The 24,311-nt window shown below is 70.6% G+C and carries 22 protein-coding genes and 1 pseudogene; 9 read left to right on the top strand and 14 right to left on the bottom strand.

Annotated features, from left to right (window positions below; translation table 11 throughout):
- Positions 1 to 69: 69 nt before the first annotated feature.
- A pseudogene (locus ACWC5O_RS33345) lies at positions 70 to 654 on the top strand (TSUP family transporter); the annotation flags it as partial.
- Between the two features lie 15 nt (positions 655 to 669).
- On the opposite strand, the gene ACWC5O_RS33340 reads toward ACWC5O_RS33345, so the two are convergent.
- From ACWC5O_RS33340 to ACWC5O_RS33330, 3 genes are read right to left on the bottom strand one after another with little or no spacing between them, the layout of a single operon-like run.
- On the bottom strand, positions 670 to 1,332 hold the full coding sequence (locus ACWC5O_RS33340; protein ID WP_450590604.1) for a DUF5063 domain-containing protein: 663 nt from the start codon (positions 1,330 to 1,332) through the stop codon (positions 670 to 672).
- On the bottom strand, positions 1,325 to 1,924 hold the full coding sequence (recR, locus tag ACWC5O_RS33335) for a recombination mediator RecR (protein WP_450590605.1): 600 nt from the start codon (positions 1,922 to 1,924) through the stop codon (positions 1,325 to 1,327). The genes ACWC5O_RS33340 and recR overlap by 8 nt, the downstream gene beginning before the upstream one ends.
- A gap of 55 nt (positions 1,925 to 1,979) precedes the next feature.
- Positions 1,980 to 2,324 (bottom strand): YbaB/EbfC family nucleoid-associated protein, encoded by a 345-nt coding sequence (locus ACWC5O_RS33330; RefSeq protein WP_450590606.1) that lies wholly within the window; start codon positions 2,322 to 2,324, stop codon positions 1,980 to 1,982.
- A 281-nt stretch (positions 2,325 to 2,605) separates the two neighbouring features.
- On the opposite strand from ACWC5O_RS33330, the gene ACWC5O_RS33325 reads away from it, so the two are divergent.
- Positions 2,606 to 3,355: an SLATT domain-containing protein gene (locus ACWC5O_RS33325; RefSeq protein ID WP_450590607.1), complete on the top strand. Its 750-nt coding sequence runs from the start codon at positions 2,606 to 2,608 to the stop codon at positions 3,353 to 3,355.
- A 31-nt stretch (positions 3,356 to 3,386) separates the two neighbouring features.
- On the opposite strand, the gene ACWC5O_RS33320 is transcribed toward ACWC5O_RS33325, so the two are convergent.
- Positions 3,387 to 5,489, bottom strand: coding sequence for a protein kinase domain-containing protein (locus tag ACWC5O_RS33320; protein WP_450781133.1), 2,103 nt, complete (start codon positions 5,487 to 5,489; stop codon positions 3,387 to 3,389).
- A gap of 276 nt (positions 5,490 to 5,765) precedes the next feature.
- On the opposite strand from ACWC5O_RS33320, the gene ACWC5O_RS33315 reads away from it, so the two are divergent.
- From ACWC5O_RS33315 to ACWC5O_RS33305, 3 genes are all read left to right on the top strand, one after another.
- Complete coding sequence (locus ACWC5O_RS33315) at positions 5,766 to 7,121, top strand: aminotransferase class III-fold pyridoxal phosphate-dependent enzyme (RefSeq protein WP_450590610.1); 1,356 nt, start codon at positions 5,766 to 5,768, stop codon at positions 7,119 to 7,121.
- 111 nt (positions 7,122 to 7,232) lie between these two features.
- Complete coding sequence (locus tag ACWC5O_RS33310) at positions 7,233 to 7,928, top strand: GntR family transcriptional regulator (RefSeq protein WP_450590611.1); 696 nt, start codon at positions 7,233 to 7,235, stop codon at positions 7,926 to 7,928.
- 149 nt (positions 7,929 to 8,077) lie between these two features.
- Complete coding sequence (locus tag ACWC5O_RS33305) at positions 8,078 to 8,728, top strand: hypothetical protein (RefSeq protein WP_450590612.1); 651 nt, start codon at positions 8,078 to 8,080, stop codon at positions 8,726 to 8,728.
- 12 nt (positions 8,729 to 8,740) lie between these two features.
- Here ACWC5O_RS33305 and ACWC5O_RS33300 read toward each other — a convergent pair whose 3' ends face one another.
- The 8 genes from ACWC5O_RS33300 to ACWC5O_RS33265 all read right to left on the bottom strand — a co-directional run bounded on the left by ACWC5O_RS33300 (position 8,741) and on the right by ACWC5O_RS33265 (position 17,274).
- Positions 8,741 to 9,739 carry a peptidoglycan-binding protein gene (locus ACWC5O_RS33300; protein ID WP_450590613.1) on the bottom strand — a complete coding sequence of 333 codons (999 nt, stop codon included), beginning with the start codon at positions 9,737 to 9,739 and terminating at the stop codon, positions 8,741 to 8,743.
- Between the two features lies 1 nt (position 9,740).
- Positions 9,741 to 9,911 (bottom strand): hypothetical protein, encoded by a 171-nt coding sequence (locus ACWC5O_RS33295; protein ID WP_450590614.1) that lies wholly within the window; start codon positions 9,909 to 9,911, stop codon positions 9,741 to 9,743.
- Positions 9,912 to 9,922: 11 nt separating this feature from the next.
- Entirely contained in the window at positions 9,923 to 10,888 is a 966-nt protein-coding gene (locus ACWC5O_RS33290; protein ID WP_450590615.1) for a helix-turn-helix domain-containing protein, read from the bottom strand.
- Between the two features lie 248 nt (positions 10,889 to 11,136).
- Positions 11,137 to 12,369, bottom strand: a complete 1,233-nt coding sequence (locus ACWC5O_RS33285) for a hypothetical protein (RefSeq protein WP_450590616.1) — start codon at positions 12,367 to 12,369, stop codon at positions 11,137 to 11,139.
- A gap of 324 nt (positions 12,370 to 12,693) precedes the next feature.
- Positions 12,694 to 14,520 (bottom strand): bifunctional metallophosphatase/5'-nucleotidase, encoded by a 1,827-nt coding sequence (locus ACWC5O_RS33280; RefSeq protein WP_450590617.1) that lies wholly within the window; start codon positions 14,518 to 14,520, stop codon positions 12,694 to 12,696.
- Between the two features lie 130 nt (positions 14,521 to 14,650).
- A complete protein-coding gene (locus ACWC5O_RS33275; protein WP_450590618.1) occupies positions 14,651 to 15,145 on the bottom strand; it encodes a DUF6114 domain-containing protein in 495 nt (164 codons plus the stop codon).
- Positions 15,136 to 15,759, bottom strand: a complete 624-nt coding sequence (locus ACWC5O_RS33270) for a DUF6230 family protein (RefSeq protein ID WP_450590619.1) — start codon at positions 15,757 to 15,759, stop codon at positions 15,136 to 15,138. The genes ACWC5O_RS33275 and ACWC5O_RS33270 overlap by 10 nt, the downstream gene beginning before the upstream one ends.
- Positions 15,760 to 15,990: 231 nt before the next feature.
- Positions 15,991 to 17,274, bottom strand: a complete 1,284-nt coding sequence (locus ACWC5O_RS33265) for an adenylosuccinate synthase (protein WP_450590620.1) — start codon at positions 17,272 to 17,274, stop codon at positions 15,991 to 15,993.
- A gap of 212 nt (positions 17,275 to 17,486) precedes the next feature.
- Here ACWC5O_RS33265 and ACWC5O_RS33260 point away from each other — a divergent pair, with 212 nt between their 5' ends.
- Both ACWC5O_RS33260 and ACWC5O_RS33255 read left to right on the top strand, forming a co-directional pair.
- Entirely contained in the window at positions 17,487 to 18,329 is an 843-nt protein-coding gene (locus tag ACWC5O_RS33260; protein WP_450590621.1) for a diacylglycerol kinase, read from the top strand.
- A 137-nt stretch (positions 18,330 to 18,466) separates the two neighbouring features.
- Positions 18,467 to 19,975, top strand: a complete 1,509-nt coding sequence (locus ACWC5O_RS33255) for an APC family permease (RefSeq protein ID WP_450590622.1) — start codon at positions 18,467 to 18,469, stop codon at positions 19,973 to 19,975.
- A gap of 22 nt (positions 19,976 to 19,997) precedes the next feature.
- Here the strand turns inward: ACWC5O_RS33255 and ACWC5O_RS33250 are convergent, their stop codons facing one another.
- Entirely contained in the window at positions 19,998 to 20,489 is a 492-nt protein-coding gene (locus ACWC5O_RS33250) for a GbsR/MarR family transcriptional regulator (protein ID WP_450590623.1), read from the bottom strand.
- A gap of 74 nt (positions 20,490 to 20,563) precedes the next feature.
- Here ACWC5O_RS33250 and ACWC5O_RS33245 point away from each other — a divergent pair, with 74 nt between their 5' ends.
- Entirely contained in the window at positions 20,564 to 21,466 is a 903-nt protein-coding gene (locus ACWC5O_RS33245; RefSeq protein WP_450590624.1) for an ABC transporter ATP-binding protein, read from the top strand.
- On the top strand, positions 21,463 to 23,070 hold the full coding sequence (locus ACWC5O_RS33240; protein ID WP_450590625.1) for an ABC transporter permease: 1,608 nt from the start codon (positions 21,463 to 21,465) through the stop codon (positions 23,068 to 23,070). Before ACWC5O_RS33245 ends, ACWC5O_RS33240 begins: the two co-directional genes overlap by 4 nt.
- Before the next feature lie 18 nt (positions 23,071 to 23,088).
- On the opposite strand, the gene ACWC5O_RS33235 is transcribed toward ACWC5O_RS33240, so the two are convergent.
- Positions 23,089 to 24,309 carry a cytochrome P450 gene (locus ACWC5O_RS33235; RefSeq protein ID WP_450590626.1) on the bottom strand — a complete coding sequence of 407 codons (1,221 nt, stop codon included), beginning with the start codon at positions 24,307 to 24,309 and terminating at the stop codon, positions 23,089 to 23,091.
- Positions 24,310 to 24,311: the final 2 nt, after the last annotated feature.

Here is a 24,311-nt window from a genome sequence, read left to right as displayed (position 1 = left end):
GGCTCAAGCCTCGGGCGCAGCACCGCCTCGGGCGCAGCACCGCCTCGTGCGCCCGCCCCAGCCCCTTGATCCAACTGTGCCGCCGGTGCCATCAGCGTGGTGGGCCTGGCCGGAGGGTGGCGGCGGGTGCGGCCGCGGGCGATGGTGCCGTTGTGCGTCGCCGCGGCGTGCACGGTTCCGGCGGGGGTCTGGCTGACCCGCCAACTGCCCGAGCCCGTCCTGCTGCTGGTCATGGGCGGGCTGGTCACATGCGCCGTCCTGCTGGTCATGCGGGGCGCGCGGGTGCCGATGCTGCGGGGCACGCGGGGTGCGGTCGCGGCCGGTGCGGTGGGCGGCTTCATGAACTCCGCGGCGGGCGTCGGCGGGCCGCCCGTCTCCCTCTACGCGGTCAACGCCGACTGGACCGTACGGGAGTTCGTGCCCAACGCGCAGTTCTACGGCGTCCTGGTCAACGCCTTCTCCGTGGCCGCGAACGGGACGCCCCGGCTGGGGACGGCCCAGTGGGTCACGGCCGTCGCCGCGATGGCCGCGGGGGCGCTGATCGGCCGGGCGCTCGCCGGACGGGTCCCCGAGCCGCGGGCGCGGCTGCTGGTGCTGCTGCTCGCGCTCGCGGGCGGGGCGACGACGCTGACGAAGGGCCTGTGGGGGCTGTGAGCCCGCCCCGGCGCGCTACTTGCCCGGGCGCATCCCCAGCGGTCCGCCGATCTCCCGGGCCATGACCCGGCCGGCCTCGAACTCCAGGGTCTCGTCGCCCATGGTGGCCTGGTCGGTGTCGAGGCCGTCGAGTTCTTCCAGGGGCTGGTTGAGGCGGACGTGCGCCACCAGGGACTGGAGGGCGCGGAGGGCGGCGGAGGCGATGCCGCCCCAGTTGGAGAAGTAGGAGAACTGCCACCACCACAGGGCCTCCGTCGTGCGGCCCGCCCGGTAGTGGGCCATGCCGTGGCGGAGGTCGGTGACGACGTCGGCGAGGTCGTCCGAGATGCGGGCCGGGACGGGGGCCTTCCGGGGCTCGTAGGGGTCGAAGACCTCGGAGTAGACGTCGATGGGCTCAAGGAGCCGGGCCAGGTTCTCGCGGAGTACGTCCACGTCCTGCTCGGGGCCGAGGTCGGGCTCGTAGCGTTCGTCGGGGACGATGTCCTCGTGCGCGCCGAGACGACCGCCGGCCAGGAGGAGCTGGGAGACCTCCAGAAGCAGGAAGGGGACGGCCGAGTCGGGTTCGTCGCCCTTCGCCACCTCCGTGACGGCCACCAGGAAGCTCTCGACCTGGTCCGCGATCTGGACCGCGAAGTCGTCCGGGTTCTGACCGGTCGCGTGCAGCGTGGCGTCAGACATCTAGGAGTCGTCTCCCCTCGAAGGCGCGGCCGAGGGTGACCTCGTCCGCGTATTCCAGGTCGCCACCCACCGGGAGGCCGCTGGCCAGGCGGGTGACCTTGAGGCCCATGGGCTTGATCATGCGGGCGAGGTACGTGGCCGTGGCCTCGCCTTCCAGATTCGGGTCCGTGGCCAGGATCAGCTCCGTGACCGTCCCGTCGGCCAACCGCGCGAGAAGTTCTCGTATACGCAGGTCGTCCGGGCCGACACCCTCGATCGGGCTGATCGCGCCGCCGAGCACGTGGTAACGGCCGCGGAACTCGCGGGTGCGCTCGATGGCGACGACGTCCTTGGGCTCCTCCACGACACAGATGACCGAGGAGTCGCGGCGCGGGTCGCGGCAGATGTTGCACAGCTCCTCCTGTGCCACGTTGCCGCAGGCCGCGCAGAAGCGGACCTTCGCCTTCACCTCGAGGAGGGCCTGGGCGAGCCGCCGGACGTCCGTCGGCTCCGCCTGCAGGATGTGGAAGGCGATCCGCTGCGCGCTCTTGGGACCGACGCCGGGCAGCCGCCCCAGCTCGTCGATGAGGTCCTGAACCACGCCTTCGTACAACGGACTGCCCTTCCTGGAGTCTTTCAGTACGTACGGTAGTTGGCCGCGGCCCGTCTTAGAAAGGCAGGCCGGGGATGCCGCTGCCGCCGCCCAGGCCCTGCGCCAGGGGGCCCAGCTTCTGCTGCTGGAGCGTCTGCGCGTTCTGGTTGGCCGCCTGTACGGCCGCCACGATCAGGTCGGCGAGGGTCTCGGTGTCCTCCGGGTCCACCGCCTTCGGGTCGATCTTCAGGCCGCGCAGCTCGCCGGCGCCGGTGACGGTGGCCCGTACCAGTCCGCCGCCCGCCTGTCCGTCGACCTCCGTGTTCGCCAGTTCCTCCTGCGCCTGCTGCAGGTCCTGCTGCATCTTCTGAGCCTGCTGGAGCAACTGCTGCATGTTGGGCTGGCCACCACCGGGGATCACGATCAGCTCCTGGTTCCTCGTCGTTCTTCGTTCTTCGCCTGCGGCGTCGTTTCTCCGTTGTGCACGAGCCTACGTGGTCTACGCGGCCATCGCCCCGCCACTCTTTCGAGTGAGAGCGGCGGCAGGCCTATACCTGATCAAGGCCCTCTTCCGAGCGGAAAAGAGAGGAAAGCTACGTCCTCGCCACCCGTTGGGCGGTAGGAAGGGTGGCCCGCATCGGCATGCAATGTCACGCAGTGTGACGGGCCGTGTTCAGTGTCGTGTTCAGTAGGGAGTGCCGGGTGGCTCAGCCGGAGATGCAGCCCGAGGGTCCGCCTCAGGACGGGTGGGGCGAGGGTGCGGCCGGGCCGCGGCCGGGCGATCTGACCGGGCGGTCGTTTCCGCTCGGGGACTGGGGGGAGCCCGCCGAGCGGCTCGACGAGCTGTACCGGTGGGTGGAGCGGGGGGCACTGCAGACGGCGTCCTGGTATCTCGCGGACCGGGTCTGGAAGCGGCGCGGGGCGCGGGCGCTGCGCGCCGGGGCGGCGGCGGGGGCGGTGTGCGGGGCCGCGCTGCCGTTGCTGGATCTGACCGGGGTGGTCGGCGGGGTGGCGGCCTGGGGGTATCTGGCGCTGATGCTCGCGGTGGCGTGTGTCGCGGTCGACCGGTTCTTCGGGGTCACGTCCGGGTGGATAAGGGACGTGGCGACCGCGCAGGCCGTGCAGCGGCGGTTGCAGGTGTTGCAGTTCGACTGGGCGTCGGAGAGCGTGCGGGAGGTTCTGGGGCCTGCGGAGGGGACGGCCAGTGAGGCTGCGGAGCGGTGCCTGGGGGTTCTGCGGCGGTTCTCCGAGGACGTGATGGAGCTGGTCCGGACGGAGACGGCCGACTGGATGGTGGAGTTCCGCACGGGTTCGGCACCGCTGGGCATCCAGGCGGCGGTGGCGTCCGGGGCACGGGTGGAATCGGGCGGCCCTGTGGGCAGGTTCCCGCTGCCGCCGGCGAACGGGACGCGCCCGAACATGCCACGGCAACGGCCGCCTGAGCCTCGATAGACACCGGACGCCGCGGTGAGGCGGGTTCGCCTCACTGCTTGGTGTACGTCAGGCTCTCCCCGCCGCTCCTCTTCACCCGCTTCAGGCGCCCGTCCGACAGCAGCGTGACCTCGGTGGCCTCGCCCGGCGAGCAGGACGAGAGCGGCTCGCCGGAGGTGACGCTCGACGGCCCGATCTCCAGCGGCCCGTCGGTGCCCGGCTGTTCGGTGAGCTCCGCCTCGAACACGCAGTGGTACGTCCCGCCGCCCTCGGTGGGCCCGTCCGCGACGAGCGTGAGGACGGCGTCCCCCACCTTCCCCTGCCGGATGGTCAGTTGACGGGTGTTGGTGCCGCTGGAGTTGTCGATCGTGGTCTCCCAGGTGCCGAGGTAGCCGGCCGGGATCACCCCGTCCGCGGGCGCGGAGGAGGACGGCGCCGAGGTCGTGGGAGTGGGCGCCGGCGAGGTACCGCCCGGCGCCGTGGTGGTGACGGTGGGCGCGGGGCTGACCTTCCCCCGGCCCTTGTCGTCGTCCCCGCCACGATTCATCAGCGCGTACACCGACCCACCCGCGCCCAGCGCCACCACCAACGCGATCACGACGAGCAGCGCGGTGGACCGCCCGTTCCTGCGCTCGGGCCCGTGCGGAACCCCGACCGGCGGCGGCCCGTAGGGCGGGGTGGAACCGAGCCCGCCACCGCCGTAGGGGTTGTACGACTGCTGCGGGTAGCCGTAGGCGGCGACAGGCGGCTGGGGATGCTGCTGGGGCTGCTGCGGATAGCCGTACTGCCCCGGCGAGGCGTAGGGCCCGGCCGCCGCACCGTACCCGGGAGCGGCGGGAGGCGGCGCGGGCGGCGGGGTCTGCCCGGAAACCACGGTGGGAAGATGATTGACGGGCGCACCACCCGGCACCGAGGGCGAGGGCGGCGCCGCGGAAACATCATCAGCGGCAGAAGCATGCTCAGGCGACCCACCACCTCCTTGCTGACGCACCCAAGCAGGAGCAGGCACCCCCGGCGCACCCGCACCCGCACCCGCCGACGGCGCTTCCGCCCCACCAGGGCCACCCGCACCCGACGACGCTTCCCGCACGGGTGGCGCGGGTGGGAACCCAGACCCGGCCGAAGGCCGGGTGCCCCCCGACGCACCCGCACCCGCACCCGCACCCGCACCCGCACCCGCACCCGCACCCGCACCCGCACCCGCACCCGCACCCGCACCCGGCATCGAATCAGAAGCCGGATCCTCCGCATCCAACAGCTGCACAGCATGCCGCCCCAGCTGCGCCACCAACGCCCCCGGCAGCCAGGGATCCCGGGACCGCCCCCCGGACACCGTGTCCTCCGCCCCCGTCCGCTCCAGAATCCGATCCAGCGAAGGCCGCGCAGCGGGATCCTTCTTCAAGCAGTCCCGCACCAGATCCGCGATCCCCTCCGGCACCCCCTCCAGATCCGGCTCCTCCTGAGCGATCCGGAACATCAGGGCATGCACCCCACTGTTGGCACCGCCGAAGGGCAGCACACCGGTGGAGGCATAGGCGAGCACGGACCCCAGGCAGAAGACATCGCACGCGGGCGTGATCCGATCCCCCCGCACCTGCTCCGGCGCCATGAACCCGGGCGACCCCACCAGCGATCCGGTACGGGTCAGCCCGTCCCCCGCCATGGTCTCCATCGCCCGCGCGATCCCGAAGTCGATCACCCGCGGCCCGTCGATGGTGACGAGCACGTTGGACGGCTTCAGATCCCGGTGCACGATCCCCGCCGCATGGATGTCCTTGAGCGCGTGCGCGAGCCCCGCCGCGAGGATCCGTACCGACCGCTCGGGCAGCGCCCCGTGATCGTGTGAGACGACCTGCTGCAGGCTGGGCCCGGCGACGTACCCGGTGGCCACCCAGGGCACCGCGGCCTCGGTGTCCGCGTCCAGCACGGGCGCGGTCCAGTGCCCGCCGACCCGCTGCGCGGCCGTCACCTCCTGCCGGAACCGGGCCCGGAACTCCTCCTGCTCGGCCAGCTCCTCGCGGACCAGCTTCACGGCGACGGTACGACCCCGGTCCGACCGGGCCAGGTACACATGCCCCATACCGCCCGCGCCGAGCCGCGCGAGCAGCCGGTACGCCCCGATCCTCTGCGGATCCCCCGGTCCCAGCTTGTCCATCCCCGCGCCGCCTTCCCCCCATAGGTCTGCAACGGACCGAGAATAGTGCGATCGCACGGGGCGTCGCGCGGACCTGGGTCTACGGTTCCGTAACAGCGGCGCCGGGCGGGCCCAGCTCGTCGCGGCACACCCGGGGTACGCGCTCGTCTGCCCGTCTCCCGGTCGGCGAGGCGGTCGTAGACCCGTCTCCCGTCGACAACCTGTCGCGGAAAAGCCCCGCCCACGGAACAAGACGCCGATGTCGCGTCCGCATCCCGGACATTTACGCTCGCCCGCATGACCCCTCAGCTCAGCCCCGAAGCCGGCGCCGCGGTGAAGGCCGCGGACCGTGCGCATGTCTTCCACTCCTGGTCCGCCCAGGACCTCATCGACCCGCTCGCCGTCGCCGGCGCCGAGGGGTCGTACTTCTGGGACTACGACGGCAGGCGGTACCTGGACTTCACCAGCGGACTCGTCTTCACCAACATCGGCTACCAGCACCCCAAGGTCGTCGCCGCGATCCAGGAGCAGGCGGCGAAGATGACGACGTTCGCGCCGGCGTTCGCCGTGGAGGCGCGCTCGGAGGCGGCCCGGCTGATCGCTGAGCGGACCCCCGGCGACCTGGACAAGATCTTCTTCACCAACGGCGGCGCGGACGCCGTCGAGCACGCGGTGCGCATGGCCCGGCTGCACACGGGCCGCCCGAAGGTGCTCTCGGCGTACCGCTCGTACCACGGCGGCACCCAGCAGGCCGTGAACATCACCGGTGACCCGCGCCGCTGGCCCTCCGACAGCGGCAGCGCCGGTGTCGTCCACTTCTGGGCGCCCTTCCTGTACCGCTCCCGCTTCTACTCCGAGACCGAGGAGCAGGAGACCGCGCGGGCGCTGGAGCACCTGGAGACGACGATCGCCTTCGAGGGTCCGGGGACGGTCGCGGCGATCATCCTGGAGACCGTGCCCGGCACCGCCGGGATCATGGTGCCGCCGCCCGGGTACCTGGCCGGCGTCCGGGAGATCTGCGACAAGTACGGGATCGTGTTCATCCTGGACGAGGTCATGGCCGGGTTCGGGCGGACCGGTGAGTGGTTCGCGGCGGACCTGTTCGGTGTCGTGCCGGACCTGATGACCTTCGCCAAGGGTGTGAACTCGGGTTACGTGCCCCTCGGTGGTGTGGCCATCTCCGAGAAGATCGCCGAGACCTTCGGCAAGCGGGCCTACCCCGGCGGGCTCACCTACTCCGGGCACCCGCTGGCCTGCGCCGCCGCCGTCGCCACGATCAACGTGATGGCGCAGGAGGGCGTCGTCGAGAACGCCAAGCGGCTCGGCGAGAGCGTCGTCGGACCGGCCCTGGCCGAGCTGGCCGAGCGGCACCCGAGCGTCGGCGAGGTCCGTGGCGTCGGCATGTTCTGGGCGCTGGACCTGGTGAAGAACCGGGAGACCCGGGAGCCGCTGGTGCCCTACAACGCGGCCGGCGAGGCGAACGCCCCCATGGCCGCGTTCGGCGCCGCCGCCAAGCAGCGCGGACTGTGGCCCTTCATCAACATGAACCGGACCCACATCGTCCCGCCCTGCAACGTGTCCGAGGCCGAGCTGAAGGAGGGCCTGGCGGCCCTGGACGCGGCGCTGAGCGCCGCCGACGAGTACACGGTGTAACCGGTCCGGAGCTGCCGCCGGGGCGACCCGAACGCGTAAGGTGACGTGCTCGTAAGAGATGGCGAGTACGTACGAGTACGTCACCCATACGTGTGAGGAGAGGCACGGACGATGCCCGGCAACGTCGCCGTGACGCGCAGCACCCTGCGCCAGCAGATCGCGGACGCGCTGCGTGACGAGGTGTTGGCGGGGCGGCTGCAGCCGGGCCGGGCGTTCACCGTGAAGGAGATCGCCGAGCAGTACGGCGTCTCGGCGACCCCGGTCCGTGAAGCGCTGGTCGACCTGTCCGCGCAGGGCATCCTGGAGGCCGACCAGCACCGCGGCTTCCGCGTCCCCGAGTACTCGCTGGCCGACTACCGGGGCATGATCGAGGCCCGCTGCCTGGTCACCGACGGCATGTTCCAGGCCCTCACCACCCACCACCCGGCCTTCACCGCCGCGGAGGAACCGCGGACGGCGGCGGCCCTGGCGGCGGTGCGCCGGCGCGGCGAGGAGGCCCAGCGGGCCGCGGCGGCCGGTGACCTCACCGTGCTGATCGGCTACGACCTGCGCTTCTGGCGCGAGCTGAGCGGCCTGTTCGGCAACCCCTACCTGGCCGACTTCCTGCACCGCCTGCGGGTCCAGTCCTGGGTGTGCGCCGTCCAGCACCTGCGCCGCCTGCCCGACGTGCGCAACCACCTGTGGGCCGGCCACACCGAGCTGGTCGACGCCCTGACCCGGCGCGACGCCGAGACGGCCCGCGCCGTCGTGGCCGAGGCCAACACCCACTCCCTCGCGCTGATCGAGCGCCTCTCCGAGCAGCCCTGATCAGCTGGGTCATGCACCTGTGCGAACGAGCCGGACAGCGGGTAGAAGTCGCACCGGGGGGCCTCGACACACCCCGTAGCGATTACCCTTCCCTGACCGCCCTGCCCGCGGCGTGCGGCCCGTGATCGACCCACACTAGGAGCTGTCCTTTGGCCTGTGACCTGTGGCTGGTCCCGCTCGTCGACGTGTTGTGCCACACCCCGGACAACCCGTTCGCCGAGGAACTCGCGCACTACAACAACGCGCTGGCCGCGGCCGGTCTCCCACCGGTGCCGGTGTACCAGTACATGCCGGGCCTGTCCGGCGAGGTCGCCCCGGTGGCCGGCTTCGACTACGACGCGCTGCACTTCCTGCGCCGGGCCTATCTGCTCCAGGTGTGCGGGCTGCCAGTGACCCCGGTGGACGAACTGGGCGGCGACTACGAGCAGTTGCTGGAGATGTTCGAGTCCACGGCCCAGCAGTCCCACCTGGTGTGGCACTACGACCACGCGGGCGCCTACGTCCCGGTCGACTTCCCGCACCCGCTGTCCAGCGATGAACTCCTCGCCGGCGGCGGCCCCTTGGGCTCCTCCCAGTCCCTGCTCAGGGAACTGGAACTGGTGGCCCCGACGATCGGTATCGACCCGGCCAACCCGCCGGCGGCGCCGGCACCGCCGGCGGCCCCCACCGAACTGGAGGAGCCCGCGGTACCGGCGCCCTACGACCCCAGCCCCTTCGCCCGCGAGCGCCACGTGTGGCTCGGCCTGCACGCGGCGGCGACGCGGTCTCTGGCGCAGGGGTCGATGATCGTGTTCAGCTGACGAGGCCGACGATCAGAAGGTGCCCGCGTTGAGCGCCTGCTGGAGGTGCCGGGTGGTGTCCGGACCCCACTCGCCGTCGACGCCCGCACCCACCTTCTTCTGCAGGGCCTTGACCGTGTTCGGGCCGACGACCCCGTCGGCCGTCACCTTCAGGTAGCCCTGGAGCGCCTTCTTCGTCAGCGGGCCGAAGGAGCCGTCCACGGACAGCTTCGAGCCGTGCGCGTTGAGCACGCGCTGCATGGCGGCACAGGTCGCGGGGCCGAACTGGCCGTCGACCGCGAGCTTTCCGGAGGACGGCGGACGCGGGGCGGGCGGCTGCGGCGTGGTGCCGCCCTTCAGCGCGGCCTTCATCACCGCGTCCGAGGCCGGACCGTACTCACCGTCGACCGTCAGACCGTACTTGGTCTGGAAGGCGCGCACGGCCGCGTCGGTGGCCGGACCGAAGTCGCCGTCGACGTCCAGCTTCGAGCCCATGACCGTGTTCAGGTTCTGCTGGAGCGTCTTCACCGCGTCACCCGTGGAACCCTTGCGCAGGATGCCGTCCGAGGCGGGCAGCGGGCTGGCGTCGCCGTAGCTGGGGCGGCCGTAGCCCACGATGGTGCTGGAGTTGCGCAGCCGCCGCATGCACTGGTCGCTGGTGTTGCCCTCGATGGTGGTGATGGTGCCGTCGGAGTGCACCGCCTCGACGACACCGACGTGGTCGATGGCGCCGATGGACCGACTGCCGCTCCAGTCGAAGAAGAGGACATCGCCCGGGCGTATGCCGCCGGTGCCGTAGTGCCACAGGCCCCGCGACTGGAACGACTGGGCGTGGGCGACGGTGTACGCGAACTTGCCGCCGATCGCGGCCAGGTTGTCCGAGTGGGCAGCGGCATAGCTGACCGTCATGTCGCACCAGGCGTCATTCATGCCGTACCACTCGGTGACCTTGTTGTGGTTCGAGCCGGGCGGGTACTCCCCGGTGCCCAGCAGGCTGCGCATCTGCGCGAGCATTCCCTCTACAGACCCCATGTCACACCGCCCCGTTCTCGGGGAGAGCGTCGATGTCGCCCTTGACGATGACGTTCGGGTCCTGGCTCACGCCGGACTGGTCCGGGTCTACGTCGAAGATTCCGGCGCCGCCGCGTGGTTCGACGGGCTTGGCACCGGCCGCAGCGGTGAGCTGCGCTCCGTTCTCAGGCATGGAGTTCCCCCCTAATGTGCAGAGACGGGCACGATCCGCCGTGCCTCGTCATGTCCATGAGTCTGCTGTGCCGGTAGGCGCACGTCGTTGGCGCTGCGCGCACAGTTTCTTGGCAGGTGGCGTCCCCGCACCCCGGGGACGCCCGCGCGAAAGCGCGTCGGCGTGGTCCCGTAGGCGGCACGGAACGCCCGGCTGAAATCGGCCGCCTGCGCGAAACCCCAACGCGCCGCGATCACATGGACGGGCAGGTGGCGCAGCCCTGGATCGGCCAGGTCGCGCCGGCACCGATCCAGCCGCTGGCCCTTGATCCATGACGCGACGGTGAGTCCCTGACGCTGGAAGAGCCGGTGCAGATAGCGGGTGGAGATGTGGTGCGCGGCGGCGACCCGGTCCGGTGTGAGCCCGTCCTCTCCCAGGCGCTGCACGATGTACGCCTGGATGCGCGGGAGCAGTGCCGAGTCACCGAGCCCCTCGTCGAGGAGGAGCGCGACCAGGTCGGACACCACGGTACCGAGCCGCAGTTCGTCACCGGACCGGTACGGGGCGGTCTCCGCCGCCAGACCGGCGAGGAACCCCGCCACCAGCTGGGCCAGCCCGGACCGACGGCCCAACTCCCTTGCCACGAGCCCGTCATGCGGCTGCGGGCGACCCACCAGATGCGTCGTGAGCACCGTGTTCGACGCCCCGGCCAGCCGTATGCGGAACGGCCGCCGCGAGTCGAGCAGCACGAACCCGCCCGCTTCGATCCGCGCGGTCCGCCCGGCCTGCTCCAGTTCCAGTTCCCCGTCCTGCACCAGCACCAGGTGCCAGCCGGCCGCTCGCCCGTCCCCCCGCACCTCTGCGGCGGGCCCTCTTACGGTGGACAGACGGACGGAACCCAACTCCCGTACCGTCCCCCGGGACTGCTCCCCCTGATCGGTCCGGGTGTCGCCCGGTCTCTCGTACAGCCCGCCCAACGCCTGAGCCCATGCTTCCACGAGCCTCTGTCCCCCTCGGAAAGATCAATACGCAGAGGCCAGGAATACCAGCCGGTCGCCCCGTCTTGTCGACGGCTTGCCGCAGACCGGTCAGGGTTGGGTATCCGCCCGGAGCGCGGTGCACAACAGCAGGGTGTGAGCAGCACAGACTGCGGTCGCGCGAGCCGCGGCGGCAAGGAGAACAGGGGATGCGCCGCCGGCGGCACCCCGGCCTCCTCGGTGCGTTCCTCCGGCCCGGTCGCCTCGGGTCAGGGACAGGAGGGCTGGTGCACCCCGTACAGGACCCGCCTGCCGACGCCGGTGAACTCGGTGATGGTCCAGAGCTCGTTGCGGGACGGGAGCACGTAGAGGTCCTGAAGCCCTCGCCCACCCTGACGCCATGCGGGAGTGCTTCCGGGCCTGGCCGTGATCAGGTAGGAGTTGCCGCGACCGCCGTCGTTGAAGTAGTAGCAGCCCTGCCATGAAGCGGCCCCCTGCGTGTAGGGGGTGGGCTGGTGGTAGGCCGTTGTCGCCTGTGCGGTGCCGCTGAAGCTGGTCAGGTCGCCGATCTTCCACCGAGCCACCCGGCCGACCTGGCAGGTGGCATTCGCGGCGGTGGGATTGCACCACTCGCCCGTCAGTGCCTCGGGCGGTCCGGACACACTGTGGTCCAAGGACATGTAGTCGTACGTGGCGTCGCCCCGGTTCTGCCAGGTGCCGATCTCCGGCAGGGCGAAGGCGTAGTTCCGAGCCGAGAAGTGCAGGCCGATGTCGGGGTCGGGATCGGCCTGCCCCACCTCGCTGTGCTCCAGGTCGAGCATGTTGCGCATGTCGAAGACGTGCAGGCCGCCGTGCACGTCGGCAACGAAGATGTAGTTGCCGTACCAGGCGATCCCGCCGGCGTGGGTCCGCAGGTTGCCGAAGGTCACGCTGCCGTCGCTCCGCTTGCGGGGTTCGACGAGCAGCACGTGCACGTACTGCGCCGTGTCGGGGTCGAGGAAGCTCAGCCGGGACCCGTCGCCCGATCCCCCGACGGGTCCCTCGTGCCAGGAGAAGACGAAGGCACGTCGGCCGTCGACCCGGTCGCCGGGGTACGCGGCGTCCTCGGTGCCGCTGACACCCTGGGGCGTCCACTGGTCGGTCACGGAGTTCTGCCTGGTCAGGCAGTACCAGTCGGTGAGATTTGCGACATTGGTGAGCGCGCCGCCCTGGTCGGTGGCATCATCGCACCTCTTGTCTGCCTGCCTGCTGTCCGCGGAGTCCAGCACGGTTCCGAGGCGCACCGAGGCGCCCCCCGGGTTGATGGTCCGGCGCAGGCTCTCCGCGTCGGCCCGGTGCTCGTTCCCCCACGACAGCGTGAAGTTCGCCGGGTTGGCCGAACTCATCGGTTTGGGCGGTGGAACGGGAGCGGCGGCGGCACCGACCGCGCCGACGCAGAGGAGTGCGAGCGTGGTGAGCGCGATGCCCGCGCTTGGCAGCCGCCGGACGAATCGGTGTGGCATGGACGTTTCCTAGGTGGGGGAAGGGTTCGGGGGCGAGACCGGGACGCGTCTCTGCACGGTCCCGCGGGCCACCCCGCCGTCCCGGACACTGTCCCCTCTCCGTTCCCGGCCCGTACGCGCCCGGCCTGGAAGTCACCCGACCGTCGTAAGGACCCGACGTCTGGGAAGCAACGGATCTGACGGCAGATCACGTCGACTGGAGACGTCGCCTCTCTCCCGCCCCTCACCTCGTCATCGACGGGACCTGGCCGTCTTACAGCTCCCGCTTCACCGTTGCCGAGCCGCTGGAGGACGGCCGACGGCACCAGGGCCTGTGAACGCGGCTCAGAACACCGGCGTCCCCGCCTGCGTCAGCTTCCAGTTGGTGACCGCGAAGTCCGCCGGGTCGAGCGACTTCTTCGCCGTCACGTAGTCGATCATCAGCTGACGGATCTCGTTGGTGGAGCTGTAGGCGATCGGCGCCGAGGCGATGTGCGGGTAGCCGGAACCGCCGTTCGCCCGGTAGTTGTTGACCGCCACGACGAAGACCTGGTCGTCGGCGACCGGGGCGCCGTTGTACGTGAGGTTCTTGATCCGGGAGCCCTCGGCCTGGGCGATGTCGATCTCGTAGTCGACGCCCGCCGCCGTGTCGTACATGTAGTCCCAGAAGTTGTTGGCGTTGGTGAGGGTCGCGGTGTCGACCTTCGTGCCGGACGGGACCTGGTGGTAGTACTTCGCCGCGTACTCCAGGTACTCCTTGAGCTGGGCACCCGTCAGCTTCTTGCCGTACAGGGTGTTGTCGTAGATGTAGAGCCCGGCGATGTCCTTGATGGTCACGCTGCCCTTGGGGATGTCCGCGGTGCGGCTGAAGGGGGCGGCGACGGAGATGAGCGGGAGAGCGGCGTCCGCCGCCGACAGGCCCGCCTTCACGGTGTCCGTCTGCACCTTGTGGATGAAGTCCATGATCGGCACGTCCTTCCAGCAGGACTCGGCCGCCGGGAGGTCCTCGGTGCAGGTGCCGACCGCGGTGTTGACGTACTTCACCACCAGCTCGTGGTCGGCCTCCAGGAGCGCCTTGATCTCCGGATCCTCTTCCACGTCCTTGGGGTTGAGGGTCTGGGCCGTCTTGCCGGTGACCTTCCACTGGCCGTGGTGCAGTTCGAGCTCGAAGTCGAAGACGCTGAGGCGGTAGCCCCAGCAGTACGGCTCGGAGAGCAGGACCTCCTCTCCGGTCTCCGCGTTCTTCACCGTGTACGACGGCACCTCCACATGGGTGTGGCCGACGAGGATCGCGTCGATGCCGGGCACCTGCTCGGCGACGAGGTTCGAGGCGTTCTCGACGTACGGGAGCGAGTCGCCCCAGGACGAGGAGCCGTCCAGGCCCGAGTGGTCGGTGAGGAAGACGACGTCACAGCCGAGGGCGCGCAGCCGCGGGACGTACTTCTTGGCCTGCTCGACCAGTCCGGGGAAGACCATCTTCCCGCTGACGTTGTCCTTGTCCCACAGCGCGATACCGGGGTTGGTGAGGCCCAGGATGCCGACCGTGATGTCCGGGGCGCCCGGCACGCAGATCCGCTTCACGGTGTACGGCCGGAAGGCGGGGCGCATCGTCTTCGCGTCCAGCGCGTTGGCGCCGAGCAGCGGGAAGTGACACTGGCTCTCGAACGTGCGCAGCGTGTCGATGCCGTAGTTGAACTCGTGGTTGCCGAGGGCGGCGGCGTCGTAGCGCATGTGGTTCATGGCGACGGCCATCGGGTGCTTGGGGCCCTTCTCGCCGTCGGTGCCGGTGATCGGGTCGACCCGCGCGAAGTAGTACGCCAGCGAGGTCCCCTGGATGATGTCGCCGGCGTCGACGAGCAGTACGCGGTGCTCGCCCTTCGCCTCCCGCTGCTGCTTGATGAGGGTGGCCACGCGCGCCACACCCACCGAGTTGCCCGCCTTGTCGGTGTAGGCGGCGTCCTTGTAGTAGTCCCAGTCGAAGACGTGGCTGTGCAGGTCGGTGGTGCCCAGGATGGAGAACGACCAGGTGCGGGGCATCTTTTCGGGCCGGTGACCGGCTTCCGCGGCCTCGGCGGTGCCGGTGCCGACCGCACCCGCGGCGGCGACGGCGGCGGCGCCGGTGACGGCCGACTTCTGCAGGAAGGTACGGCGGTTGAGGGGCTGGGCGGGCATGACAGGCTCCCGAGAGGCTGGAGTTGACGCGAGCAGAGGGGCGTACCGTGCGGGGGCTACCCGCGTAGATCGTGCTCGCGCCCGCCGGTGGCGGGAACCAGGAACAGGCCATGTCCAGGTCAAGGATGGGTCAGTTGCCGCCTCGGTCGTCTCCTGCCAAAACGGCCGTGGACGCATGGTTCGGCTCCGCTGCCGGCGGTTCGTCGGCGACGGGCGGAATCCAGGAACAGGCCAGGGAGCCGCCGATCAGGCCGGTGAACACACCGAGGAAGAGGCCGCCGAGGTTCGCGACGGGGAAGGAGGCGAGGGCGAGCAGGAGGGTGGTAATCCCGGCGAACAGGCGAAGGTGGGGTTGGTACCAGAGGCTGAGCCCCAGGGTGATGAGCAGGACTCCGATGATCAGGGACCCGGCACCGGGGGTGGTCGACATGGCCAGCGGAATGGCGCCCACGTCCAGGTTCACGTACGGCCAGTACAGGATGGGCAGCCCTGCCGCCAGGGTGAAGAGCCCGGCCCAGAAGGGGCGTTCACCACGCCAGGCGCGGAACCTGCGGCGGGCGTGCGCCGCTGTCGCGCCGATGCGGGGGCGTGCGGCGGATTCGCCCCGTCCAGGGGTCAGGAGCATTCGTGGTGGCCCTGCTCGATCCGTACGCGCAGGCCGGGAACGTTGAACGTACCGGCGGTGAGCGCGACCGCGGTCACGTGCACGTCGGTCAGGGTGACCGACGTGGCCTGCTGCCCGAAGCCGCTGGGGTCGAAGAACCGCGAGTCCCTGTCGCCCGGATTGACCGGTCCCTTGGTGATCTCCCCCTGCGCGACACCCATGTCGAAGTTCCGGAAATCCGCCTGCCCGGCCGACTGGAACGTCGTGTCGAGGAACAGGTTCGACGCCTGGACCGGGCGTTCGTTCCCGCCGGTGATCTTCAGTGTCTGCGGGCCCAGCACCGGGACGTCGACCAGTACGGACTGGCACAGCCCGCTGATCGTCGCGCGCCGGGATCCGACGACCTGGACCGGCACGAGCTCGCCCCTCTTGGTCACGTCCACCATGCCGTAGCTGCTGAGTCCGTGAGAGACCAACGTGTCCGCGGTGACCTGGAACCTCTTGCCGGAAATGAGGAACGACGCCGCCAGGGCCCCCTCTCCCATGACGATGCCGAGGATTGCGCAGGCCGCGACGCCGGGCACCAGGATCACCGCGAAGCGTCGCCAGTGGGTCCTACCGACGCGGTGCGGCATCTGGCTCCTTCGGTCATGGAGGGGATCAACCCTCAACCCGTCAAGGCGGACATTTCCCCTCATTCAGTGACGGATCCTAGGCTTCCAGCCGCAGCAACCGGCCACACGCCGGGCCCGCTGTACGGGTGACGCACCTGCTGCCGGGTTCTTCGGCGACGAACGCGGGACCGCCCGCCGATCACGCCCGTGGGCGGATCGGCGGGCGGTCCTGTGTCGGTCCGTGCCCGCGCCCTACAGGAACGAGTTGATCTCGATCGTCTCGTCCCGGCCCGGGCCCACGCCGATCGCGGAGATCGGGGCGCCGGACATCTCCTCCAGCGCCTTGACGTAGTTCTGGGCGTTCTTCGGGAGGTCGGAGAAGGACTTCGCCTTGGTGATGTCCTCGGACCAGCCAGGCAGGGTCTCGTAGACCGGCTTCGCGTGGTGGAAGTCGCTCTGCGAGTAGGGCAGTTCCTCGACGCGCTTGCCGTCGATCTCGTACGCCACGCAGACCGGGATCTCCTCCCAGCCGGTCAGGACGTCCAGCTTGGTGAGGAAGAAGTCGGTCAGGCCGTTCACGCGGGTCGCGTAGCGGGCGATGACCGCGTCGAACCAGCCGCAGCGGCGGTCACGGCCGGTGGTCACGCCCCGCTCGCCGCCGATGCGGCGCAGCGCCTCACCGTCGGCGTCGAACAGCTCGGTCGGGAAGGGACCGGCGCCGACACGGGTCGTGTACGCCTTGAGGATGCCGATGACCCGGCTGATCTTCGTCGGGCCCACGCCGGCGCCGGTGCAGGCACCGCCCGCGGTCGGGTTCGAGGAGGTGACGAAGGGGTACGTGCCGTGGTCGATGTCGAGCAGGGTGCCCTGACCGCCCTCGAACAGGACGACCTTGTCCTCCTCCAGCGCCTGGTTGAGGACCAGCACGGTGTCGGTGACGTACGGCTTGATCTGCTCGGCGTAGCCCAGCAGCTCCTCGACCACCTGGTCGGCGGAGATGACGCGCCGGTTGTACAGCTTGGTGAGCAGCTGGTTCTTGACGTCGAGGGCCGCCTCGACCTTCTGCTGCAGGATCGACTCGTCGTACAGGTCCTGGACCCGGATACCGACGCGGTTGATCTTGTCGGCGTAGGTCGGGCCGATGCCGCGGCCGGTCGTACCGATCTTGCGCTTGCCGAGGAAGCGTTCCGTCACCTTGTCGACGGTCACGTTGTACGGCGTGATGATGTGCGCGTTACCGCTGATCAGGAGCTTGGACGTGTCGACGCCACGCTCGTTCAGACCGCTCAGCTCGGAGAGCAGGACCGACGGGTCGACGACGACACCGTTACCGATGACCGGCGTACAACCGGGAGAGAGGATTCCGGAAGGGAGAAGGTGGAGTGCATACTTCTGGTCGCCGACGACCACCGTGTGGCCGGCGTTGTTGCCGCCCTGGTAACGCACTACATAGTCCACCGAGCCACCGAGCAGGTCGGTCGCCTTCCCCTTGCCTTCGTCACCCCACTGAGCACCGAGCAGCACAAGTGCGGGCACGCGCGTACACCCCTTCCGGGCGGGGCATGTCCAAGGTCGGGGGCAGGGGCGTAAGGTTCACCGCCGCGTACCACCGCGACCGCCTTTGGTCGCACAACCGTCGGACCGGATGCCCCGGAATAGACGAAGCCCCTGGCGCAATAGCGCAAGGGGCTCTTGCACAAAGATGCTACCCGAGGAAGCGAGGCAGGACCGAGGTGGCGACTTTCGCGATGTCCGATCAGCTGCTGGTGATCATCGATTCGGCAGCACGACAGACGGACGGGGAGTCCGTCCGGATCGCGAAAGACGTGCTCAGCGCGGGTGCGACCACCAAGGTGTGCCTGCCGGACGGCCCCGAGGAATTCGCCCGGGCGCTCGGCCGGCGAGGGTCCCGGCGCCCGGTCGTGGTCGGCGACGACCGGGCGCTGGTGCGCGCGGTGACCCTGTTGCACCGCCATCGCGAGCTGGCCGGATGCGCACTGTCGGTGGTCCCGGTCGGGGCCACGGCCCTGGCGGAGTCCCTCGGCGTGCCCGCCGGTGCGGTGGCGGCCGCGCGGGCCGTGCTGGACGGAGCGGAGCGGCGCCTGGACCTGCTCGTGGACGACAGCGACGGGGTGGTCCTGGGCGCGCTGGGCATCCCGTCGGCGCCGGTGCGGGCGGCCTCGGCCGCCACCGAGCCGGTGAGCGTCCCCTCGGGGCGCCCCTGGCTGCGGACGACGTACCGCTCCCTGGTCCGCACCCTGGCCCCGCGCCCGCCCCGTCTGCCCGCCGTACCGGCCCCGGGCCCCTCCCGGCTCCGGGTGGAGCTGGACGGCGAGACGCTCGTGGACCTGGACCAGCCCGTGGAGGCGGTGTCGGTGACGCCGGGTTCCTGCGGGATGGCCGAGGTGGAGGTCCGGCCGCTGTCGGTGGGCGCCGAGGCGACCCCGCTGCGGGCCCGTGGCCGCACGGTGACGGTGATCGGGTCGGACTTCCGCTACCGGGCCGACGCGCAGGTCTCGGGGCCCGTACGACGCCGGACGTGGACCGCGCGCGAGGCTGCCTGGGCGCTGACGCTGCCCGCCCACTCGTGACCCCCAGACTGGCCCTAAAGGTCTGGTGACAAATATTTAACCGTGCCGACCCCTTGAGGGACCGGTTCTCCCTCCACCATCCTGCTCCATCAGGGCGTGGTGCGTCCGCGCGTGGCGATCAGGAGAGGGGCCACCCGATGGCAGTGGACGAGGGCGTCGCCCCGGCGACGAGAACAGACGGCGACGGAGTGGTTCATCGGCTGAAACCCAACGCCGTCGGCCTGCTCGGCGTGGTGTTCATGGCCGTCGCCACGGCCGCGCCGATCACCGCGATGACCGGCAACGTGCCTTTCATGGTGTCCGCCGGCAACGGCATCGGGGCGCCCGCAAGCTATCTCGTCGCAATGGTCGTCCTGGCAATCTTTTCCGTGGGTTTCACGTCCATGGCGAAGCACATCACGTCCACGGGCGCCTTCTACGGCTTCATCTCCTACGGCCTCGGCCGCACCGTCGGCCTCGCCTCGGGACTGCTCGCGACCTTCGCGTACGTCGTCTTCGAGCCGGCGCTGATCGGGATCTTCTCCACCTTCGCCACGACCACCCTCAAGGACCAGACGGGGCTCGACGTCCCGTGGTGGGCCTTCGCGATCCTGATGCTGGCGATCAACGCCACCGGCACCTGGTTCGGGGTGAGTGTCGCCGAGAAGCTGCTGGTGGTGCTGCTGGCGACCGAGGTGACCGTGCTGGCCGCGATGGCCGTCTCGGTCGCCTTCCACGGCGGCGGACCGCACGGCTTCACCTTCGCGCCGGTCAACCCCGTCAACGCCTTCAAGGGCACGTCCGCCGGGCTCGGGCTCTTCTTCGCCTTCTGGTCCTGGGTCGGCTTCGAGTCGACGGCGATGTACGGGGAGGAGTCCCGCGACCCGAAGAAGATCATCCCCAAGGCGACGATGATCAGCGTCCTGGGCGTCGGCGTCTTCTACGTCTTCGTCTCCTGGATGGCCATCTCGGGCACCGGCACGGGAAGCGCCGTGGAGGTGGCGACCAAGGACCCGATGGGCCTCTTCTTCAACCCCACCGAACGCTACGTCGGCCACTGGGCGGTCGACGTCATGCAGTGGCTGATGATCACCGGCTCGCTGGCCTGCGGCATGGCCTTCCACAACTGCGCCGCCCGCTACATGTACGCGCTGGGCCGTGAGGGCGTCCTGCCGTCCCTGCAGAACACCCTCGGCCGCACCCACGCCCGGCACGGCTCCCCGCACATCGCGGGCCTGGTGCAGACGGTGGTGAGCGGGCTGCTGGTGGGCGCGTTCTGGGCCGCGGGCAAGGACCCGTACAGCGGCACGTACGTCCTGCTCGCCATCCTCGGCACCATGGCGATCCTCGTCGTCCAGGCCGTGTGCTCGTTCGCCGTGCTGGCCTACTTCCGCGGCCACCATCCGGAGAGCCGGCACTGGTTCCGGACCACCGCCGCCCCGCTGATCGGCGGGATCGCGATGCTCGCGGTGGTCGTGCTGCTGGTGTCCAACATGGGCGTGGCGGCCGGCTCGGAGTCCGGCTCGCTGGTCCTCAGGGCGACGCCGTGGCTGGTCGCGCTGATCGCGGCCGGCGGGATCGGCTACGCGCAGTACCTCAAGCGGCGCTCGCCCGAGCGGTACGCGCTGCTGGGGCGGACGGTGCTGGAGGAGACGAAGGAACGCTGACCGGCGGATTCCGGGGGACGGGTCAGCTTCCGGACCTCTCCTCCCGGTACGCCCGCCAGCGTTCCATCATCTCGGCGACGTCCTGCTCGATGAACTCGAAGAAGGCGAGCGTCTCGGCCAGCCTGCGCCCGGCCGGTGTGTCCGGGCCCAGGCTGGCCACGCCGTCCCTGAGGGCGTCCTCCCAGCGCTTGATGACCGCCTCGCGGCTGGTGAGCGCCTCGTACCACTGGTCGCTGTGCACCCGGTACCGCTCCCGGCGCGAGCCCGGCTCCCGCTCGCGGGACACCATGTGCACCTGGGCGAGGTAGCGCACCGCACCGGAGACGGCCGCGGGGCTGATCCTCAGCTGTTCGCCCAGCTCGGACGAGGTTCGGGCACCGGTGTCGGAGGCGAGCAGCGCGGCGAAGACCCGGGAGGGCATGCGCGGCATCCCCGCCTCGACCAGCTGCGCCGCGAAGTGCTCCACGAACCTCGAGACCGACTCCGGGTCCCGCTCAGTACTCGGCTCCGTCATGACCCTCACCCTATCCTGGGTTCATGCACTTCCTTAACTTCACAAATTTCTGAAAGAAGCGTACGTTCGGAGGCATGACCAAGGCAATCACGGTCTTTGGACTCCACAAGTCCTTCGGCCGTACCCACGCGCTGGACGGCCTCGACCTCGACGTCGAGACCGGCGAGGTCCACGGCTTCCTCGGCCCCAACGGTGCCGGAAAGTCGACCACCATCCGCGTCCTGCTCGGCCTGCTGCGCGCGGACGCGGGCGCGGCGCAGGTCCTGGGCCGCGACCCGTGGAAGGACGCGGTGGAGGTGCACCGCCGGATCGCCTACGTACCCGGCGACGTGACCCTGTGGCGCAACCTCTCCGGCGGCGAGGTCATCGACCTGTACGGCAGGCTGCGCGGCGGGCTGGACGCGCGACGCCGCGCGGACCTGATCGACCGCTTCGAGCTGGACCCCACCAACAAGGGCCGCACCTACTCCAAGGGCAACCGGCAGAAGGTCGCCCTGGTCGCCGCCTTCGCCTCGGACGTGGACCTGCTGATCCTGGACGAACCGACCTCGGGCCTGGACCCGCTGATGGAGGAGGTCTTCCAGCGCTGCGTGGAGGAGGAGCGGGAGCGCGGCCGGACGATCCTCCTGTCCTCCCACATCCTCAGCGAGGTCGAGGAACTCTGCGACCGCGTCAGCATCATCCGCAAGGGCCGCACCGTCGAGACGGGCTCCCTGGCCGACCTGCGCCACCTGACGAGGACGAGCGTGAGCGCCGAACTCGCGGGGCCGCCCAACGGATTGGCGCACCTGCCCGGCGTTCACGACCTGGACGTCCAGGGCCACCGGGTCCGCCTCCAGGTCGACACCGGCCAACTGGACGCGGTGCTAAGGCAGTTGAGCGAGTCGGGCGTACGGTCCCTGACCTCGACCCCGCCGACGCTGGAGGAGCTGTTCCTGCGCCACTACCAGGATCTCGACGAGGCGGCGGCACGATGACGACGTTCACGGGCACGGGCGTGCTGCTGCGTTTCTCGCTGCGCCGCGACCGGTTGCTGATCCCGGTCTGGATCGCGGTGAACGCGCTGATGGTCCTCTCCATGCCGAACACCCTGAAGACCCTCTACGGCACCGCGGCCGAACGTGCCGATCTGATGAGCCAGTTGCAGACCAACGCCTCCTTCCGCGCCCTGATCGGCCCGGTCTTCGACACCTCGCTCGGCGCGCTGACGGCGTGGCGCGTGGGGGTGTACGCCGCCGCGCTCGCCGCCGCGATGAGCCTGCTGATCGTCGTACGGCACACCCGGGACGAGGAGGAGAGCGGCCGCCAGGAGCTGGTGGCGTCCGGGATGGTGGGCCGCCGGGCCTCCCTCACGGCGGCCCTGCTGGCGGCGGCGACCGCCAACGCCGTACTGGCCCTGCTGGTCACGGCCGGACTGGCCGGACACGGAGTTGCGGGCGCCCTGTCCTTCGGCCTCGGCCTCGCCGGGGTCGGCATGGTCTTCGCCACGACGGCGGCGATCGCCGCCCAGCTGACGGAGAGCGCGCGCCTCGCCCGGGGCCTGACCGCAGCCGTCCTCGGCGCGGCCTTCGTCCTCCGCGCGGCGGGCGACTCGACGACGAACGACGGCTCCTCCCTCCTGACCTGGCTGTCACCGCTGGGCTGGCTGGAGAACCAGCGCTCCTTCGCCGCCGAACGCTGGTGGGTGCTGCTGCTGTTCGCGGCGGCGGTGACCGTACAGTCCCTGATCGCCTACGAACTGGCGGGCCGCCGCGACGTCGGCATGAGCTTCCTGCCCACGCTCCCCCAAGCTCTCGGCTTCGCTCGAGCAGGGGGGACCCCCATCGGACCGCCCACCGGCCGCCTCGGCACAGCAGCAGCGCTGGCCTGGCGACTGCAACGCGGCAGCGTCCTCGGCTGGTCCCTCGGCTTCTTCCTCGCCGGCGTCGTCTACGGCGGTCTCACGGACGGCGCGGCCGACCTGGTCCGCGACAACGACCAGGCCCGGCAGATCTTCGAGCGGATGGGCGGCCAGAGCGGTCTCACGGACGCGTTCCTGGCGTCGATGGTCGGCATGCTCGGCCTGATCGCGGCGCTGTACATCGTGGCGTCGGTGCTGCGCCTGCACGGCGAGGAGACCTCCGGCCGCGCCGAACCGGTCCTGGCCTGCGCGGTCGGCCGCCTGCGCTGGGCCGCGAGCCACCTGACGATCGCCTTCGCCGGCTCGGCCCTGATCATGCTCCTGGCAGGCCTGGGATTCGCGGTGGGCTACGGCAAGGAGACCGGCCCGATCCTGGGCGCCTGCCTGGTCCAGCTCCCGGCGGTCTGGCTGATCGGCGCGGTCACGCTCCTCCTGTACAGCCTGGCCCCCCGTCTGGCCCCGGCCGCCTGGGGCATCGCCGTAGCCGCCCTTCTGATCGGCTGGGTGGGCCCGGCCCTGAACGCGCCGCAGATCGTGCTGGACCTGTCCCCGTTCGGCCATCTGCCCAAGCTGCCGGGCGGGGGGATGGAGTGGGGAGCGGTGCTGGTCCTTGTGGGGCTGGTGGTGACGCTGGTCGGAACAGGGCTGGCGGGGCTGCGCAGACGCGACCTGACCTCGTGAACCCCGCCGGCCCGGCGGTCAGGCGATCCGTACGTCCAGACCCGCCAACCCCCGGATCACGAAGTTCGGCTTCCGCTCCGGGTCCGCCGCCGGGGTCAGGGTCGGGGCCTTCTCCAGCAGGGCACTCATCGATGCCGCCAGCTCGATGCGGGCCAGGGGGGCGCCGATGCAGTAGTGGATGCCCGCGCTGAAGGAGATGTGGGGGTTGTCCTTGCGGGTGAGGTCGAGGTTCTCGGGGTTCCGGAAGACCTCGGGGTCGTGGTTGGCGGAGCCGAAGAGCATGGCGATCTCCGAACCCCTGGGGATCGTCGTGCCGTCGATCTCGACGTCGTCCAGGACCCAGCGCTCGAAGAGCTGGAGCGGGGTGTCGTAGCGCATCAGCTCCTCGACGGCCGAGGGGATCAGGGAGTGGTCGGCGCGAAGGGCGGCCAGCTGGTCCGGGTTGCGGAACAGGGACCACCAGCCGTTCACCGTGGCGTTGACGGTCGCCTCGTGCCCCGCGTTCAGCAGCAGCACGGCCGTGGAGATCATCTCCTGCTCGGTCAGCCGGTCACCCTCGTCGTGCGCGGCGATGAGTCCGGAGATCAGGTCGTCGCCCGGCTCCTTGCGGCGCTCGGCGATCAGCTCGCGCAGGTAGTCCGAGAACTCGGTCGATGCCTGGACGGCCCGCGCAGCCGTCTCCTCCGACGGGTTCAGCTCGTACATCCCGCAGATGTCCGCCGACCAGGGCCGCAGCGGGGCCCGGTCCGACTCCGGGATGCCCAGCATCTCGGCGATGACGGCCACGGGAAGCGGCTCGGCGACGTCCGTGAGCAGATCCCCGCCGCCCGCCGCGACCAGCCGGTCCACCAGCTCACCGGCGAGCTTCGCCACGTACGGCTTCAGCTGCTCGACCGTGCGCGGGGTGAACGCCTTCGACACCAGCCGCCGGATCCGGGTGTGGTCCGGCGGTTCGAGGTCGAGCATCCCGTGGTCGTTGAGCGTGTGGAACGGCTCGTGCTCCGGCGCGGGTGCCGTACGCCCGAAGTCCTCGTGCGTGAACCTGTGCTGGTACGTCCGGCCGAGGCGCCGGTCCCGCAGCAGCGCCGAGACGTCGGCGTGGTGCGGGACCAGCCACTGGTCGGTCGGCTCGTACCGGATCACCCGGCCGCGGGCACGCAGCTCGGCGTAGGCCGGGTACGGGTCGGCGAGGAACGCGGGGTCCCAGGGGTCGAACGCGAGGTCGGTAGGGCCTGCCATGC

The organism is Streptomyces sp. NPDC001450 (assembly GCF_053597295.1).
The sequence above is the reverse complement of the archived record's forward strand: the minus strand, read 5'-3'. Positions and strand labels throughout refer to the sequence as shown.

What these genes read in the sequence shown, in the direction of transcription:
- ACWC5O_RS33255 (WP_450590622.1), top strand. Translation starts at nt 18,467, where the DNA reads ATGGCAGTGGACGAGGGCGTCGCCCCGGCGACGAGAACAGACGGCGAC.
- ACWC5O_RS33245 (WP_450590624.1), top strand. Translation starts at nt 20,564, where the DNA reads ATGACCAAGGCAATCACGGTCTTTGGACTCCACAAGTCCTTCGGCCGT.
- ACWC5O_RS33235 (WP_450590626.1), bottom strand. Translation starts at nt 24,309, where the DNA reads ATGGCAGGCCCTACCGACCTCGCGTTCGACCCCTGGGACCCCGCGTTC.
- ACWC5O_RS33270 (WP_450590619.1), bottom strand. Translation starts at nt 15,759, where the DNA reads ATGCCGCACCGCGTCGGTAGGACCCACTGGCGACGCTTCGCGGTGATC.
- ACWC5O_RS33295 (WP_450590614.1), bottom strand. Translation starts at nt 9,911, where the DNA reads ATGCCTGAGAACGGAGCGCAGCTCACCGCTGCGGCCGGTGCCAAGCCC.
- ACWC5O_RS33315 (WP_450590610.1), top strand. Translation starts at nt 5,766, where the DNA reads ATGACCCCTCAGCTCAGCCCCGAAGCCGGCGCCGCGGTGAAGGCCGCG.
- ACWC5O_RS33280 (WP_450590617.1), bottom strand. Translation starts at nt 14,520, where the DNA reads ATGCCCGCCCAGCCCCTCAACCGCCGTACCTTCCTGCAGAAGTCGGCC.
- ACWC5O_RS33320 (WP_450781133.1), bottom strand. Translation starts at nt 5,489, where the DNA reads ATGGACAAGCTGGGACCGGGGGATCCGCAGAGGATCGGGGCGTACCGG.
- ACWC5O_RS33340 (WP_450590604.1), bottom strand. Translation starts at nt 1,332, where the DNA reads ATGTCTGACGCCACGCTGCACGCGACCGGTCAGAACCCGGACGACTTC.
- ACWC5O_RS33300 (WP_450590613.1), bottom strand. Translation starts at nt 9,739, where the DNA reads ATGGGGTCTGTAGAGGGAATGCTCGCGCAGATGCGCAGCCTGCTGGGC.
- ACWC5O_RS33275 (WP_450590618.1), bottom strand. Translation starts at nt 15,145, where the DNA reads ATGCTCCTGACCCCTGGACGGGGCGAATCCGCCGCACGCCCCCGCATC.
- ACWC5O_RS33240 (WP_450590625.1), top strand. Translation starts at nt 21,463, where the DNA reads ATGACGACGTTCACGGGCACGGGCGTGCTGCTGCGTTTCTCGCTGCGC.
- ACWC5O_RS33285 (WP_450590616.1), bottom strand. Translation starts at nt 12,369, where the DNA reads ATGCCACACCGATTCGTCCGGCGGCTGCCAAGCGCGGGCATCGCGCTC.
- ACWC5O_RS33250 (WP_450590623.1), bottom strand. Translation starts at nt 20,489, where the DNA reads ATGACGGAGCCGAGTACTGAGCGGGACCCGGAGTCGGTCTCGAGGTTC.
- ACWC5O_RS33310 (WP_450590611.1), top strand. Translation starts at nt 7,233, where the DNA reads ATGCCCGGCAACGTCGCCGTGACGCGCAGCACCCTGCGCCAGCAGATC.
- ACWC5O_RS33260 (WP_450590621.1), top strand. Translation starts at nt 17,487, where the DNA reads ATGTCCGATCAGCTGCTGGTGATCATCGATTCGGCAGCACGACAGACG.